The 15654-nt window shown below is 59.5% G+C and carries 13 protein-coding genes and 1 tRNA gene; all 14 read right to left on the bottom strand.

The window, feature by feature from the left end; translation table 11 throughout:
* The coding region (locus tag ACVRRC_RS21435) for a GTP-binding protein (RefSeq protein ID WP_472997524.1) at nt 1–271 on the bottom strand (271 nt) is incomplete at its 3' end.
* A gap of 30 nt (nt 272–301) precedes the next feature.
* A complete protein-coding gene (gene fusA, locus ACVRRC_RS21430; protein ID WP_014595775.1) occupies nt 302–2422 on the bottom strand; it encodes an elongation factor G in 2121 nt (706 codons plus the stop codon).
* Between the two features lie 30 nt (nt 2423–2452).
* On the bottom strand, nt 2453–2923 hold the full coding sequence (rpsG, locus tag ACVRRC_RS21425; protein ID WP_011911984.1) for a 30S ribosomal protein S7: 471 nt from the start codon (nt 2921–2923) through the stop codon (nt 2453–2455).
* Between the two features lie 98 nt (nt 2924–3021).
* The gene (rpsL, locus tag ACVRRC_RS21420; RefSeq protein ID WP_003280832.1) at nt 3022–3393 is read right to left on the bottom strand and encodes a 30S ribosomal protein S12; all 372 of its coding nucleotides are present in this window, start codon (nt 3391–3393) and stop codon (nt 3022–3024) included.
* A gap of 141 nt (nt 3394–3534) precedes the next feature.
* A complete protein-coding gene (rpoC, locus tag ACVRRC_RS21415) occupies nt 3535–7734 on the bottom strand; it encodes a DNA-directed RNA polymerase subunit beta' (protein WP_011911982.1) in 4200 nt (1399 codons plus the stop codon).
* A 65-nt stretch (nt 7735–7799) separates the two neighbouring features.
* The gene (gene rpoB, locus ACVRRC_RS21410; protein WP_019406458.1) at nt 7800–11870 is read right to left on the bottom strand and encodes a DNA-directed RNA polymerase subunit beta; all 4071 of its coding nucleotides are present in this window, start codon (nt 11868–11870) and stop codon (nt 7800–7802) included.
* 212 nt (nt 11871–12082) lie between these two features.
* Nucleotides 12083–12451, bottom strand: a complete 369-nt coding sequence (rplL, locus tag ACVRRC_RS21405) for a 50S ribosomal protein L7/L12 (RefSeq protein WP_011911980.1) — start codon at nt 12449–12451, stop codon at nt 12083–12085.
* 80 nt (nt 12452–12531) lie between these two features.
* Nucleotides 12532–13032 carry a 50S ribosomal protein L10 gene (rplJ, locus tag ACVRRC_RS21400; protein ID WP_011911979.1) on the bottom strand — a complete coding sequence of 167 codons (501 nt, stop codon included), beginning with the start codon at nt 13030–13032 and terminating at the stop codon, nt 12532–12534.
* A gap of 209 nt (nt 13033–13241) precedes the next feature.
* Complete coding sequence (gene rplA, locus ACVRRC_RS21395) at nt 13242–13937, bottom strand: 50S ribosomal protein L1 (protein WP_013981709.1); 696 nt, start codon at nt 13935–13937, stop codon at nt 13242–13244.
* Entirely contained in the window at nt 13937–14368 is a 432-nt protein-coding gene (gene rplK / locus ACVRRC_RS21390; protein ID WP_011911977.1) for a 50S ribosomal protein L11, read from the bottom strand. The genes rplA and rplK overlap by 1 nt, the downstream gene beginning before the upstream one ends.
* Nucleotides 14369–14478: 110 nt before the next feature.
* Nucleotides 14479–15012 (bottom strand): transcription termination/antitermination protein NusG, encoded by a 534-nt coding sequence (gene nusG, locus ACVRRC_RS21385; protein WP_011911976.1) that lies wholly within the window; start codon nt 15010–15012, stop codon nt 14479–14481.
* A gap of 9 nt (nt 15013–15021) precedes the next feature.
* Nucleotides 15022–15390, bottom strand: a complete 369-nt coding sequence (secE, locus tag ACVRRC_RS21380) for a preprotein translocase subunit SecE (RefSeq protein WP_011911975.1) — start codon at nt 15388–15390, stop codon at nt 15022–15024.
* 42 nt (nt 15391–15432) lie between these two features.
* Nucleotides 15433–15508 (bottom strand) — tRNA-Trp (locus ACVRRC_RS21375).
* Between the two features lie 51 nt (nt 15509–15559).
* On the bottom strand, nt 15560–15654 hold a 95-nt coding region (locus ACVRRC_RS21370; RefSeq protein WP_449240075.1), incomplete at its 5' end, for an EF-Tu C-terminal domain-related protein.

The raw sequence follows: 15654 nt of genomic DNA, 5'->3' as shown, positions 1-15654 counted from the left end.
TCTTCACGTAGTCAGCGTGACCCGGGCAGTCAACGTGCGCGTAGTGACGGACGTTGGAGTCGTACTCTACGTGGGCGGTGTTGATGGTGATGCCGCGAGCCTTCTCTTCCGGAGCGCTATCGATCTTGTCGAAGTCGACACGAGCGGAACCGAAGACCTCGGAGCACACGCGAGTCAGAGCGGCAGTCAGAGTGGTCTTGCCATGGTCGACGTGACCAATGGTGCCGACGTTGACGTGCGGTTTGTTACGTTCGAATTTTTCCTTAGCCACGACAGTAAACCTCTTACTTAAAGGGCTGAATCAACCTTGTTTTTTGACGAGCGTCTCGACGATATTCGCCGGAGCCTCAGCGTATTTGGAGAATTCCATGGAGTAGCTCGCGCGACCCTGAGACATGGAACGAACGTCGGTTGCGTAACCGAACATCTCTCCGAGCGGAACCTCAGCACGGATAACCTTGCCGGAGACCGAGTCTTCCATACCCTGGATCAGACCACGACGACGGTTCAGGTCACCCATCACGTCACCCATGTAGTCCTCAGGGGTCACCACTTCGACCTTCATGATCGGCTCGAGCACCTTGCCGCCGCCCTTCTGGGCCAGCTGCTTGGTCGCCATCGAAGCTGCAACCTTGAACGCCATCTCGTTGGAGTCGACGTCGTGGTAGGAGCCATCGAACACGGTCGCCTTCAGGCCGATCAGCGGATAGCCGGCGACAACGCCGTTCTTCATCTGCTCTTCGATGCCCTTCTGGATTGCCGGGATGTATTCCTTCGGAACCACACCACCCACAACTTCGTTGGTGAACACCAGGCCTTCGGTAATGTTGCCCTTCTCGTCCACGTCCGGGGTCGAGAAACGGATCCAGCAATGACCGAACTGACCACGACCACCGGACTGACGAACGAACTTGCCTTCGATCTCGACATTGTCCTTGGTGATGGTTTCACGGTAGGAAACCTGCGGCTTACCGATGTTCGCCTCGACGTTGAACTCGCGACGCATACGGTCGACGAGAATGTCGAGGTGCAGCTCACCCATACCGGAAATGATGGTCTGACCAGTCTCTTCGTCGGTCTGGACACGGAACGACGGGTCTTCCTGAGCCAGTTTGCCCAGCGCGATACCCATCTTTTCCTGGTCTGCCTTGGTCTTCGGCTCGACAGCTACCGAGATAACCGGCTCCGGGAAGTCCATACGCTCGAGGATGATCGGCTTCTCGATCGAGCAGAGGGTGTCACCCGTGGTGACGTCCTTCATGCCGATCAGCGCGGCGATGTCGCCGGCACGGCACTCCTTGATCTCGTCACGCTGGTTGGCGTGCATCTGCACCATCCGACCCACGCGCTCCTTCTTGCCCTTGACCGAGTTGATTACCGAGTCACCGGAAGACAGCACACCGGAATAAACACGAGTAAAGGTCAGGGTACCCACGAACGGGTCGGTAGCGATCTTGAACGCCAGAGCGGAGAACGGCTCGTCATCACTTGCATGACGCTCGTCGATCTGCTCTTCGTTATCCGGATTGACGCCCTGAATCGGGGGAATCTCGGTCGGCGCAGGCAGATAGTCGATGACAGCATCGAGAACCAGGGGCACGCCCTTGTTCTTGAAGGACGAACCACAAACGGCCGGAACGATTTCACAGGCGATGGTGCGCTGACGCAGACCAGCCTTGATCTCTTCGATGGTCAGCTCACCACCTTCGAGATACTTGTTCATCAGCTCTTCGTTGGCCTCGGCCGCAGCCTCGATCATGTTCGAGCGATATTCTTCGGCCAGATCCATCAGCTCCGCCGGAATCTCTTCCTCGCGGTAGGTGGTGCCCTTGTCGTCATCGTTCCAGTAGATGGCCTTCATCTTGATCAGATCGATCTGACCGGCGAAGTTCTCTTCGGAACCAATGGCCAGCTGAACAGGAACCGGGGTGTGACCCAGGCGCTGCTTGATCTGACCGACGACGCGCAGGAAGTTGGCACCCTGACGGTCCATCTTGTTGACGTAGACGATACGCGGCACGCCGTACTTGTTGGCCTGACGCCATACGGTTTCGGACTGCGGCTCAACGCCGGAGGTACCACAGAACACAACGACAGCACCGTCGAGAACGCGCAGGGAGCGCTCTACTTCGATGGTGAAGTCAACGTGACCGGGGGTATCGATGACGTTTACACGATAGTTGTCGTACTGACCGCGCGAACCCTGCCAAAAGGTCGTGACAGCAGCGGAGGTGATGGTGATACCACGCTCCTGCTCCTGCACCATCCAGTCGGTGGTCGCCGCACCGTCATGCACTTCACCCATCTTGTGGCTGAGGCCGGTGTAAAACAGAATCCGCTCCGTGGTGGTAGTCTTGCCCGCGTCGACGTGGGCACAGATACCGATGTTACGGTAGCGGTTGATAGGGGTAGTACGGGCCACAATAAGGTCCTCGTAAAAGTTGCGCTTGATTTAGAAGCGGTAGTGCGAGAAGGCCTTGTTGGCTTCAGCCATACGGTGCACGTCTTCGCGCTTCTTGACCGCAGCGCCTTTACCTTCAAAAGCATCCAGCAGCTCGCCAGCGAGGCGCAGCGCCATGGATTTTTCGCCACGCTTGCGCGCAGCATCTACCAGCCAGCGCATGGCCAGCGCGTTACGACGGGAAGGACGAACTTCGACCGGAACCTGGTAGGTAGCACCGCCTACACGGCGGGACTTGACTTCGACCAGCGGAGCGATGGCATCGAGTGCTTTTTCGAAGACTTCCAGGGGGTCGCCATTCTTGCGCTCCTTCACCTTGTCCAAGGCACCATAAACGATACGCTCGGCAACGGCCTTCTTGCCGCTTTCCATCACGTGGTTCATGAACTTGGCCAGGATCAGACTTCCGTACTTCGGATCGTCCAGAATCTCGCGCTTGGCTGCTACACGACGTCTTGGCATTGATAAGCCCTCAAACGGTCTTCAGGTTAGCTCGGAACGGTAACGCGCAGGTTACGCCCGACCTTACTCTTATCGACTCAAATAAATAGAAATACTGCTTACTTCGGACGCTTGGCGCCGTACTTGGAACGACCCTGCTTACGGTCTTTTACGCCGGAGGTATCCAGCGAACCGCGCACGGTGTGGTAACGCACACCCGGAAGGTCTTTTACACGACCGCCACGGATCAGCACTACGCTGTGCTCTTGCAGGTTATGACCTTCACCACCGATGTAGGAGGCGACTTCATAGCCGTTGGTCAGACGAACACGGCACACCTTACGCAGTGCGGAGTTCGGTTTCTTCGGCGTGGTGGTGTACACACGGGTGCACACGCCACGACGCTGCGGGCAGTTTTGCAGCGCAGGGACGTCGCTTTTCTCGACGACCCGCTTGCGCGGCTGACGTACCAGCTGGTTGATAGTTGCCATCTACTAGCTCCACTGTTGTCTTTCGACACAAACGAAAAATGGCAGGGCACGAAGCCCCGCCAATTTAGGGGTACGAGAGTCTAAAGAGCTTCTCGCCCACCGTCAAGGCAGGCCCCGGCTTGCGACCGGGGCCTGGCACTCTCAATTGCCGCTGGAGTTCAGCGCTTCAGTCAGCGCCGCTTCGACTTCATCGGCACTCACGCGGACCGGCTTCTCGGCATCACGCTTGCGCTTGCGCTCGCTGTGATACGCCAGACCGGTACCGGCCGGGATCAGACGACCCACAACCACGTTCTCCTTCAGGCCGCGCAGGTAGTCGCGCTTGCCAGTCACGGCCGCTTCGGTCAGCACGCGGGTAGTCTCCTGGAAGGAGGCCGCGGAGATGAACGACTCGGTCGACAACGACGCCTTGGTGATGCCCAGCAGGACGCGGACGTACTTGGCGACGAACTTGTCCTCTGCGCTCAGACGCTCGTTCTCTTCCAGCACCTGGGTCAGTTCCATCTGGTCGCCCTTGATGAAGCTGGAATCGCCCGACTCGGTGATCTCGACCTTGCGCAGCATCTGCCGCAGGATGGTCTCGATGTGCTTGTCGTTGATCTTCACGCCCTGCAGGCGGTAAACGTCCTGGATCTCGTTGACGATGTAGCGTGCCAGTGCGCTGACGCCCAACAGCCGCAGAATGTCGTGCGGGTTGCTCGGGCCGTCGGAGATCACTTCACCCTTGTTCACCTGTTCGCCTTCGAAGACGTTCAGGTGACGCCACTTCGGAATCAGCTCTTCGTACGGATCGCTACCGTCGGTCGGCGTAATCACCAGGCGACGCTTGCCCTTGGTTTCCTTACCGAAGGAAATCGTGCCGCTGATTTCCGCCAGGATGGACGGCTCCTTCGGACGACGCGCTTCGAACAGGTCGGCAACGCGCGGCAGACCACCGGTGATGTCGCGGGTCTTCGAGGTTTCCTGTGGGATACGTGCGATGACGTCACCCACATTGATCTCGGCGCCGTCCGCAACACCGACCAGCGCGTTAGCCGGCAGGAAGTACTGGGCCGGTACGTCGGTACCTGGCAGCAACAACTCCTTGCCATTGGCGTCGACCATCTTGATCGCGGGACGGATGTCCTTGCCTGCGGCCGGACGGTCCTTCGGATCCATCACCTCGATGTTGGTCAGACCGGTCAGCTCGTCGGTCTGGCGCTTGATGGTGATGTTCTCCTCCATGCCAACGAAGGTCACAACACCCTTCATTTCGGTCACGATCGGGTGGGTGTGCGGGTCCCACTTGGCAACCACGGCGCCAGCGTCGACCTTGTCGCCTTCCTTCACGGAAATCACGGCACCGTACGGCAGCTTGTAGCGCTCGCGCTCACGACCGAAGTCGTCCGCCACGGCCAGCTCGCCGGAACGAGACACGGCCACCAGCGCGCCATCGGCACGCTCGACGTGCTTCAGGTTATGCAGGCGGATGGTACCGCCGTTCTTCACCAGCACGTTGTCGACGGCCGAGGTACGGCTCGCCGCACCACCGATGTGGAACGTACGCATGGTGAGCTGAGTACCCGGCTCACCGATCGACTGGGCAGCGATAACGCCGACCGCCTCGCCGATGTTGACCTGATGCCCGCGGGCCAGATCACGACCGTAGCACTTGGCACAGATGCCGTAGCGGGTTTCACAGGAGATCGGCGAGCGCACGATCACTTCGTCGATGCTGTTCAGCTCGATAAAGTCGACCCACTGCTCGTCGATCAACGTACCCGCCGGAACCAGCACGTCATCGGTGCCCGGCTTGAGCACATCACGCGCAATCACGCGACCCAGCACGCGCTCACCCAGCGGCTCGACCACGTCGCCGCCTTCGATGTGCGGAGTCATGTGCAGACCCTGCTCGGTGCCGCAATCGATCTCGGTGACCACCAGATCCTGCGCGACATCCACCAGACGACGAGTCAGGTAACCGGAGTTCGCGGTTTTCAGTGCGGTATCCGCTAGACCCTTACGAGCACCGTGCGTGGAGATGAAGTACTGCAGTACGTTCAGACCCTCACGGAAGTTCGCCGTAATCGGCGTTTCGATGATGGAGCCGTCCGGCTTGGCCATCAGGCCACGCATACCGGCCAGCTGGCGAATCTGAGCCGCGGAACCCCGCGCACCGGAGTCGGCCATCATGTACATCGAGTTGAACGAATCCTGCTCGGCTTCGTTGCCTTCGCGGTCGATGACCTTCTCTTTCGAGAGGTTGGCCATCATGGCCTTGGACACTTCGTCGTTGGCCTTGGACCAGAGGTCGATCACCTTGTTGTACTTCTCGCCCTGGGTAACCAGGCCGGAGGCGTACTGCGATTCGATCTCCTTCACTTCTTCGGTGGCCGCATCGATGATGCGCGCCTTCTCGTCCGGGATGACGAAATCGTTCACACCGATCGAAACACCGGAAATGGTCGAGTAGGCGAAGCCGGTGTACATCAGCTGGTCGGCGAAGATGACAGTATCCTTCAGACCAACGGTGCGGTAGCACAGGTTGATCAGCTTGGAGATCGCCTTTTTCTTCATCGGCTGGTTGACGACGTCGAACGACATCCCTTCCGGCACGATCTGGAACAGCAGCGCGCGGCCGACGGTGGTGTCGACGATGCGGGTGTTCTTGGTGATGCTGCCGTCACGATCCTTGATGGTCTCGTTGATGCGCACTTTGACCCGGGCGTGCAGCGAGGCTTCACCGGCGCGGAACACGCGGTCGACTTCCTGCAGGTCGGCGAACACGCGCCCTTCGCCCTTGGCATTGATGGCTTCACGGGTCATGTAGTACAGACCCAGAACCACGTCCTGCGACGGGACGATGATCGGCTCACCGTTGGCTGGCGAGAGGATGTTGTTGGTCGACATCATCAGCGCGCGCGCTTCCAGCTGGGCTTCCAGCGTCAGCGGCACGTGCACGGCCATCTGGTCACCGTCGAAGTCGGCGTTGTACGCGGCACAGACCAGCGGGTGCAGCTGGATCGCCTTGCCTTCGATCAGTACCGGCTCGAACGCCTGGATACCCAGACGGTGCAGGGTCGGTGCGCGGTTGAGCAGTACGGGATGCTCGCGAATCACTTCGGCGAGAACGTCCCAGACTTCCGGCAGCTCGCGCTCGACCATCTTCTTGGCCGCCTTGATGGTGGTGGCCATGCCGCGCATTTCCAGCTTGCCGAAGATGAACGGCTTGAACAGCTCGAGCGCCATCTTCTTCGGCAGGCCGCACTGGTGCAGACGCAGGGTCGGACCTACGGTGATCACGGAACGACCGGAGTAGTCCACGCGCTTGCCGAGCAGGTTCTGACGGAAACGACCCTGCTTGCCCTTGATCATGTCAGCCAGGGACTTCAGCGGGCGCTTGTTCGAACCGGTGATGGCGCGGCCGCGGCGGCCGTTGTCCAGCAGCGCATCGACCGCTTCCTGCAGCATGCGCTTTTCGTTGCGCACGATGATGTCCGGCGCCGACAGGTCGAGCAGGCGCTTCAGACGGTTGTTCCGGTTGATCACGCGGCGATACAGATCGTTCAGATCCGAAGTCGCGAAACGACCGCCATCCAGCGGAACCAGCGGACGCAGATCCGGCGGCAGCACCGGCAGCACGGTCAGGATCATCCACTCCGGCAGGTTGCCCGAGCCATGGAAAGCCTCCATCAGCTTCAGACGCTTGGACAGCTTCTTGATCTTGGTTTCCGAGTTGGTCTGCGGAATTTCCTCGCGCAAACGGCCAATCTCGTGCTCCAGGTCGATCTGGATCAGCAGCTCGCGGACAGCCTCGGCACCCATGCGGGCATCGAAGTCGTCACCGAACTCTTCGAGGGCTTCGAAGTACTGCTCGTCGTTCAGCAGCTGACCTTTCTCCAGAGTGGTCATGCCCGGATCGATCACCACGTAGCTCTCGAAATAGAGCACGCGCTCGATATCGCGCAGGGTCATGTCCAGCAGCAGGCCGATACGGGACGGCAGCGACTTCAGGAACCAGATGTGCGCGACCGGAGAAGCCAGTTCGATGTGCGCCATGCGCTCGCGACGCACCTTGGCCAGCGCAACTTCCACACCACACTTCTCGCAGATCACACCGCGATGCTTGAGGCGCTTGTACTTGCCGCACAGGCACTCGTAGTCCTTGACCGGGCCAAAGATCTTGGCGCAGAAAAGGCCGTCACGCTCGGGCTTGAACGTACGGTAGTTGATGGTCTCCGGCTTCTTCACTTCACCGAAGGACCAGGAACGGATCATCTCGGGGGACGCCAGGGCAATCTTGATGGCATCGAACTCTTCGATTTGACCCTGGTTTTTCAACAGATTCAGCAAGTCTTTCAAGGCCTTTCCTCCTCACGGACCTGCGGCAGCCGGCTGACGCCGGGTGCCGCGCAGGCGGTGCGTGGTTATTCGGTTTCCAGATCGATATCGATACCGAGCGAGCGGATTTCTTTGATCAGCACGTTGAAGGACTCCGGCATGCCGGCCTCCATGCGGTGATCGCCGTCCACGATGTTCTTGTACATCTTGGTCCGCCCGTTCACGTCGTCCGACTTGACCGTGAGCATTTCCTGCAGGGTGTACGCGGCGCCATAGGCCTCCAGGGCCCAGACCTCCATCTCCCCGAAACGCTGACCACCGAACTGCGCCTTGCCGCCCAGCGGCTGCTGGGTGACCAGGCTGTACGAACCGGTGGAACGCGCGTGCATCTTGTCGTCGACCAGGTGGTTCAGCTTGAGCATGTACATGTAGCCGACGGTGGTGGTGCGCTCGAACGCATTACCGGTACGGCCGTCGAACAGCTGCATCTGGCCGCTTTCCGGCAGATCGGCCAGCTTCAGCATGGCCTTGATCTCGCGCTCCTTGGCACCGTCGAACACCGGGGTCGCCATCGGCACGCCCTTGCGCAGGTTGTTCGCCAGGTCCAGCACTTCCTGATCGCTCAGGTCGCCCAGATTCTCCTGACGCCCGCCGATCTCGTTGTAGATCTCGTGCAGGAACTTGCGCAGCTCGGCGACCTTGCGCTGCTCTTCGAGCATCAGGTTGATCTTCTCGCCCAGGCCCTTGGCCGCAAGGCCCAGGTGGGTTTCGAGGATCTGCCCGACGTTCATACGCGACGGTACACCCAGCGGGTTCAGGACGATGTCCACCGGCGTGCCGTTGGCATCATGCGGCATGTCTTCGACCGGCATGATCACTGAGACCACACCCTTGTTACCGTGACGACCGGCCATCTTGTCGCCCGGCTGGATGCGACGCTTGATGGCCAGGTAGACCTTGACGATCTTCAGCACGCCCGGTGCGAGGTCGTCGCCCTGCTGCAGCTTGCGCTTCTTGTCTTCGAACTTGTCGTCGAGCAGCTGACGGCGATCGGAGAGGTAGGCCTGGGCCTTCTCCAACTGCTCATTCAGCGCGTCTTCGGCCATGCGCAGCTTGAACCACTGGCCATGCTCGAGCCCGTCGAGGATCTCGTCGGTGATCACGACACCCTTCTTCAGACCTGCACCGCCCTCGGCAGTCGCACCGACCAAGGCCGAGCGCAGACGCTCGAACGTGGCGCCTTCGACGATACGGAACTCTTCGTTGAGGTCCTTGCGGATCTCGTCGAGCTGCATCTTCTCGATGGCCAGCGCACGGGAGTCGCGCTCGACGCCGTCGCGGATGAACACCTGTACGTCGATGACGGTGCCCTTGGTGCCGGTCGGCACACGCAGGGACGTGTCTTTCACGTCGGAAGCCTTCTCACCGAAGATCGCACGCAGCAGCTTCTCTTCCGGGGTCAGCTGGGTTTCGCCCTTCGGCGTCACCTTGCCGACCAGGATGTCGCCTGGGCCGACTTCGGCACCGACGTAGACGATACCGGCCTCGTCCAGCTTGTTCAGCGCAGCCTCACCCACGTTCGGGATGTCTGCGGTGATCTCCTCTGGGCCGAGCTTGGTGTCGCGCGACACGCAGGTCAGTTCCTGGATATGGATAGTGGTAAAACGGTCTTCCTGAACCACGCGCTCCGAGAGGAGGATGGAGTCCTCGAAGTTGTAGCCGTTCCACGGCATGAACGCGACGCGCATGTTCTGACCCAGTGCCAGCTCGCCCATGTCGGTGGACGGACCGTCGGCCATGATGTCGCCACGCGCCACCACGTCACCCTTGCGCACCAGCGGACGCTGGTTGATGCAGGTGTTCTGGTTGGAGCGGGTGTACTTGGTCAGGTTATAGATGTCGACACCCGCTTCGCCGGTCTCGACCTCATCGTCACGCACGCGCACCACGATACGGCTGGCATCGACCGAGTCGATCACGCCGCCGCGACGAGCGACCACGCAGACGCCGGAGTCGCGTGCCACGTTGCGCTCCATGCCGGTACCTACCAGCGGCTTGTCCGAACGCAGGGTCGGCACGGCCTGACGCTGCATGTTGGAACCCATCAGCGCGCGGTTGGCGTCGTCGTGCTCGAGGAACGGAATCAGCGAGGCAGCGACGGAGACGACCTGCTTCGGAGAGACGTCCATCAGGGTCACGTCTTCCGGCGCCTTGACGGTGAATTCGTTCAGATGACGCACAGCCACCAGCTCGTCGACCAGCTTGCGACCGTCCAGCTTGGCGCTGGCCTGAGCGATGACGTGGTCGGCTTCTTCGATTGCCGAGAGGAATACGATCTCGTCGGTGACTTCGCCATCCTTGACCACTCGGTACGGACTTTCCAGGAAGCCATACTGGTTGGTGCGGGCGTAGGCGGCCAGCGAGTTGATCAGACCGATGTTCGGACCTTCCGGAGTTTCGATCGGGCAGACGCGGCCGTAGTGAGTCGGGTGCACGTCACGCACCTCGAAGCCGGCACGCTCACGGGTCAGACCGCCCGGGCCGAGTGCGGAGACGCGGCGCTTGTGGGTGATCTCCGAAAGCGGGTTGTTCTGGTCCATGAACTGCGAGAGCTGGCTGGAACCGAAGAACTCCTTCACCGCCGCCGCAACCGGCTTGGCATTGATCAGGTCCTGCGGCATCAGGCCTTCGCTTTCGGCCATCGACAGACGCTCTTTGACCGCACGCTCGACGCGCACCAGGCCAACGCGGAACTGGTTTTCGGCCATTTCGCCGACACAGCGCACGCGACGGTTACCCAGGTGATCGATGTCGTCAACGATGCCCTTGCCGTTGCGGATGTCGACCAGGGTCTTCAGAACCGCGACGATATCCTCACGGCTCAGTACGCCGGAGCCCTCGATCTCGGTACGACCGATACGGCGGTTGAACTTCATCCGGCCGACAGCCGACAGGTCGTAGCGCTCGGCAGCGAAGAACAGGTTGTTGAACAGCGTCTCGGCGGCGTCCTTGGTTGGCGGCTCGCCCGGGCGCATCATGCGATAGATCTCGACCAGCGCTTCGAGCTGATTGGTGGTCGAATCGATCTTCAGCGTGTCGGAAATGAACGGACCACAATCGATGTCGTTGGTGTACAGCGTCTCGAAGCGTACGACCTGCGCCTTGACGATCTTCGCCATGACGTCGACGGTCAGCTCGGTGTTGCACTCGGCGATGATTTCGCCGGTGGCCGGATGCACGATCGCCTTGGCGACGGTACGACCCAGGACGTAATCCATCGGCATCTCGAGTTCTTTGATGCCGGACTTGTCGAGCTGGTTGATGTGGCGAGCGGTGATGCGACGGCCCTGCTCGACGATGACTTTGCCGCTGTCATCCTTGATGTCGAAAGTAGCGATCTCGCCGCGCAGACGCTGCGGTACCAGCTCCAGCGCCAGGGTTTCGCCTTTGACGTGGAAGACATTGGTATCGTAGAAGGCGTCCAGAATCTCTTCGGTGCTGTAATTGAGCGCACGCAGAAGAACCGAAGCCGGCAACTTGCGGCGACGGTCGATACGGACGAACACTGCGTCCTTCGGATCGAATTCGAAGTCCAGCCAGGAGCCGCGGTAAGGAATGATACGCGCGGAGTACAGCAGCTTGCCGGAGCTGTGGGTCTTGCCGCGGTCATGATCGAAGAACACGCCCGGCGAACGATGCAGCTGGGAAACGATGACGCGTTCGGTACCGTTGATGATGAAGGTACCGTTCTCGGTCATGAGGGGGATTTCCCCCATGTAGACTTCCTGTTCCTTGATGTCCTTGATGGCCTTGTTCGACGACTCTTTGTCGAAAATGATCAGGCGCACCTTGACGCGCAGCGGAACGGCGAAGGTCACGCCACGCAGGACACATTCCTTGACATCGAAAGCCGGCTCGCCCAGGCGATAGCCGACGTATTCCAGCGCTGCATTGCCGGAATAGCTGATAATCGGGAAAACGGATTTGAAGGCTGCATGCAAGCCAATGTCGCGGAACTGATCTTTGGTCGCTCCCGCCTGCAGGAATTCGCGATACGAATCCAGCTGGATGGCCAAAAGATACGGCACGTCCATCACGTGCGGTAACTTGCTAAAGTCCTTGCGGATACGTTTTTTCTCAGTGTATGAGTAAGCCATCAGCGTTCCCCAGCTTGGTCACCTGCTTGTTGGCTTCTCCCGACGGGAGCAGCCAGAAAATCTTGCGAACCCCATGGTTCGCGCCACCTGTAGGTGGCTTCCGAGGAAGAGCCAGCATGGCTGGCTTTCCATAACGGAAAAAGGCCGGTGGCAAGAGCCACCAGCCATCAGCCTGTCGCGAGTCGCTCGGGCTGTAGACGCAAGGTCGTCGCTTACTTGAGCTCGACTTTGGCGCCAGCTTCTTCCAGAGCCTTCTTGGCTGCTTCGGCTTCTTCCTTCGAAACGCCTTCCTTGACCACGCCCGGGGCGCCGTCAACGACAGCCTTGGCTTCTTTCAGGCCCAGACCGGTCAGCTCGCGAACCGCCTTGATCACGTTCACTTTCTTGTCGCCGGCTTCGGCCAGAACGATGGTGAACTCGGTCTGCTCTTCAGCAGCCGGGGCAGCGGCAGCCGGGCCAGCGGCAACAGCGGCAGCAGCGGTAACGCCGAAAGTTTCTTCCATCGCCTTGATCAGCTCGACGATTTCCATGACGGATTTCTGGCCGATCGCTTCGATGATTTGCTCGTTAGTCAGAGACATGACTATCTATTCCTGTATTGGGGTGACAGCTTACGCAGCCATCAAATTAAACATGTGATTTTGAAAGGGCTTACGCTGCCTTAGGCAGCCGCAGCTTCTTTCTGGTCGCGAATAGCTGCCAGGGTGCGAGCGAGCTTGCTGGTGGCGCCTTGAATCACGCTCATCAGCTGTGCAATGCCCTCTTCGCGAGTCGGCAGGCTTGCCAGTACGTCGATCTGGTTTGCTGCGAGGAACTTGCCCTCGAACGCAGCTGCCTTGATCTCGAACTTGTCCTGACCCTTGGCGAATTCCTTGAAGATACGAGCAGCAGCGCCCGGATGCTCATTGGAAAATGCGATCAGGGTCGGGCCTTTGAACACGTCGTTGAGCACGTCGAACTGAGTGCCTTCAACAGCGCGCTTGAGCAGGGTGTTACGCACGACTTTCACGTATACACCAGCCGCTCGGGCCTCTTTACGGAGTCCGGTCATTGCGCCGACGGTCACGCCACGGGCATCAGCCACGACAGCGGACAGACCGGCTTTGGCAGCCTCGTTGACTTCAGCGACGATGGCCTTCTTGTCTTCGAGTTTAATTGCCACGGGTTTACTCCTGGTTTTTACCGTTTCGTCAGGCCGAAGCCCGACGGCGTTTTGGTGTCTGATTCGGTACGAATCGGGAGCACCATCTGCGTAGGCTCAAGAGATCACTCTCCGGGTTTAAGGCTTGCGCCACCTACGGTCTTGGATAGCCCCCGCCAGGCAGGGACCCCAATCTTGCGAGCCGCCTCACGAATGAGGCGACTAATGTCTTACGCTTCCAGGGAAGCCTGATCGATGACCAGTCCCGGACCCATGGTGGTGCTCAGGGTCACGCGCTTGACGTAAATACCTTTGGACGTCGACGGCTTCAGGCGCTTCAGATCCGACAGCAGCGCTTCGACGTTCTGCTTCAGAGCAGCGGCGTCGAAACCGACTTTACCCACGGAGGTGTGGATGATGCCGTTCTTGTCAGTACGGAAACGTACCTGACCGGCCTTGGCGTTCTTGACAGCGGTCGCGACGTCCGGAGTGACAGTACCCACCTTCGGGTTCGGCATCAGGCCACGCGGACCGAGAATCTGGCCCAACTGACCAACGACACGCATAGCATCCGGAGAGGCGATGACGACGTCGTAGTTCAGGTCGCCGCCCTTCATTTCGGCAGCCAGATCGTCCATACCTACGCGGTCAGCGCCGGCGGCCAGAGCAGCTTCGGCGCCCGGACCTTGGGTGAAAACAGCTACGCGGACGGTCTTGCCAGTGCCATTCGGCAGAACGGTTGCACCGCGAACGACCTGGTCGGACTTACGCGGATCGACACCGAGATTGATCGCGATATCGAACGACTCGGTGAACTTGACAGCAGAAACCTCTGCCAGCAGCTTGGCGGCGTCTTCGAACGCGTACTGCTTGCCGGATTCGATTTTCTCAGCGATAGCCTTCTGGCGCTTGGTCAGCTTAGCCATTACACACCCTCCACATTCAGACCCATGCTACGAGCCGAACCAGCGATGGTCCGAACGGCAGCTTCCATTTCGGCAGCAGTCAGATCAGCCTGCTTGGCCTTGGCGATCTCTTCCAACTGCGCACGAGTGACGGTGCCGACCTTCTGAGTGTTGGGGCGAGCGGAACCGCTGGTGATGCCAGCAGCTTTCTTCAGCAGCACTGCAGCAGGAGTACTCTTGGTTTCAAAAGTGAAGCTGCGATCGCTGTAGACAGTGATGATCACGGGAGTCGGCAGACCGGGCTCCTGGCCCTGGGTCCGGGCGTTGAACGCCTTGCAGAATTCCATGATGTTGACGCCGTGCTGACCCAGAGCGGGGCCGACGGGCGGCGACGGGTTAGCCTGACCGGCCTTTACCTGAAGCTTGATGTAAGCTTGAATCTTCTTAGCCATAGTTACTCCGTTACGGGTTATAACGCCTTGCGGCTCCCCATTGCTGATTTATCCCAGTGACGACAAAACCCCGCAGCCTGAAGCTGCGGGGTGAGGGATGCTTCGTTCAGTTAAACCTTTTCGACCTGACTGAACTCCAGCTCTACTGGCGTAGAGCGACCGAAGATGAGAACCGCAACCTGGATTCTGCTCTTCTCGTAATTGACCTCTTCGACCACGCCATTGAAATCTGCGAACGGACCATCGGCCACCCGCACCACTTCACCTGGCTCGAAGAGCGTTTTCGGCTTCGGCTTATCACTGCCATCGGCGACGCGACGAAGAATGGCCTCAGCCTCTTTGTCCGTAATGGGCGCCGGCTTGTCAGCTGTACCGCCGATAAAGCCCATCACACGAGGAGTATCCTTGACCAGGTGCCAAGTACCCTCATTCATCTCCATCTGAACGAGCACGTAACCCGGGAAGAACTTGCGCTCACTCTTGCGCTTCTGCCCGTTACGCATCTCGACCACTTCCTCGGTCGGAACAAGAATCTCGCCGAACTCATCTTCCATGCCGGCAAGCTTGACGCGCTCAATCAGAGAGCGCATGACGTGCTTCTCGTAACCCGAGTAAGCATGCACAACATACCAACGCTTAGCCACGAGACACCCTTAACCCACAACCATGGAGACCAACCAGCCAAGCAGGGAATCGAGCCCCCACAACAGCAGCGCCATAACCAGAACGACAACGACCACGATCAACGTAGTCTGAGTGGTTTCCTGACGGGTCGGCCAGACGACCTTGCGAATCTCGCCGCGCGCTTCTTTCAGCAACACGGCAAACGAACGCCCCTTGGACGTCTGCAGAGCAACAAACGCGGCAACCACGCCTATTGCGAGAACAGCAAGGACACGATAGAGAATAGGCTCAGCGGAGTAGTACTGATTGCCAACAACAGCAACCACAACCAAAGCAGCCACAACAAGCCACTTCACCAGATCGAAGCGCGCATCATTGGCTTCAGCTTTGACATTCATCTGCTAGAACCTTGTAAAGACTGCCATATTCGATATTGAAAATGGCAGGCCAGGAGGGAATCGAACCCCCAACCTGCGGTTTTGGAGACCGCCGCTCTGCCAATTGAGCTACTGGCCTAGAAAGAGACAGGCCGACTATTATGCCGACCTGCTTCAAACAGATCAATCGTTATTCGACGATCTTGGCAACCACGCCGGCACCAACGGTACGACCACCTTCGCGAATCGCGAAGCGCAGGCCGTCTTCCATGGCGATCGGCTTGA

This window comes from Stutzerimonas sp. LR2, assembly GCF_055755175.1.
This window is presented reverse-complemented; position numbering and strand designations above follow the sequence as displayed.

Coding starts and splice junctions, on each gene's coding strand:
- rpsL (WP_003280832.1), bottom strand. CDS start 3,393: ATGGCAACTATCAACCAGCTGGTACGTCAGCCGCGCAAGCGGGTCGTC.
- rpoB (WP_019406458.1), bottom strand. CDS start 11,870: ATGGCTTACTCATACACTGAGAAAAAACGTATCCGCAAGGACTTTAGC.
- secE (WP_011911975.1), bottom strand. CDS start 15,390: ATGAATGTCAAAGCTGAAGCCAATGATGCGCGCTTCGATCTGGTGAAG.
- rplA (WP_013981709.1), bottom strand. CDS start 13,937: ATGGCTAAGCTGACCAAGCGCCAGAAGGCTATCGCTGAGAAAATCGAA.
- rpsG (WP_011911984.1), bottom strand. CDS start 2,923: ATGCCAAGACGTCGTGTAGCAGCCAAGCGCGAGATTCTGGACGATCCG.
- rplL (WP_011911980.1), bottom strand. CDS start 12,451: ATGTCTCTGACTAACGAGCAAATCATCGAAGCGATCGGCCAGAAATCC.
- rplK (WP_011911977.1), bottom strand. CDS start 14,368: ATGGCTAAGAAGATTCAAGCTTACATCAAGCTTCAGGTAAAGGCCGGT.